The organism is Vibrio sp. 1078-1 (assembly GCF_033340475.1).
In genome coordinates this window covers 1-787 of the sequence record NZ_JAWOWM010000232.1, presented here as the reverse complement: position 1 = coordinate 787, position 787 = coordinate 1, and the positions used below count along the sequence as shown (strand labels likewise).

At 50.2% G+C, this 787-nt stretch carries 1 protein-coding gene; it reads left to right on the top strand.

Going from position 1 to position 787, the window contains the following annotated elements:
• Positions 1-787, top strand: a 787-nt coding sequence (locus R7190_RS26815; RefSeq protein WP_318137789.1) for an FGGY-family carbohydrate kinase, incomplete at both ends; no start/stop codon positions are given.

The following is a 787-nucleotide window of genomic DNA, read 5'->3' as shown; positions in this document are numbered from 1 at the left end:
GTTCACAGAAGTCTTTACCTCCGCTCAGGCGGCCGGGTACCTATCAAAAGCATGGGCAATAAAATTAGGCTTACCAGAAGGCGTCGCGATTGCAATCGGCGAGTTTGATTGCCACATGGGTGCCGTTGGTGCCGGTGCTGGTGCCAACGATTTAGTTAAAGTCATTGGCACTTCTACCTGTGACATTTTGATGGTTGAATCACAAAACGTCGGTGACCGCACTATTCATGGTATTTGTGGTCAAGTCGAAGGCAGTGCCATACCCGAGTTGCTAGCACTTGAAGCCGGACAGTCCGCTTTTGGCGACATGTATGCCTGGTTCAAAAACGTCTTAATGTGGCCACTACAGGCTTATGCCGAGCACAATCCAGACTTTGCCTTAACTGCCGAAGAAGTTGCTTCAGAACTTTTGCCAATGCTCTCGCAAGCTGCCGAGCAGCAAGGTATCGACCAATATACTCCGGTTGCAATGGATTGGCTCAATGGCCGCCGAACCCCTTACGCAAACCAGCGTCTTAAAGGTGCCATTTGTGACTTAAACCTTGGTAGCTCATCGCCTGCAATTTTCTCTGCACTCGTAGAATCCACTGCGCATGGCGCAAAAGCGATCGTCGATTGCTTTATAGAACAAGATGTCACTGTCGAACGCGTCATCGCCATTGGTGGCATTGCGCAAAAATCCCCTTACGTGATGCAAATGTGCGCCGATGTGATTGGTCGCGACATCATCGTGGTCGAATCAGATCAATGTTGCGCATTGGGGGCAGCAATTTTTGCAGCCGTCGCA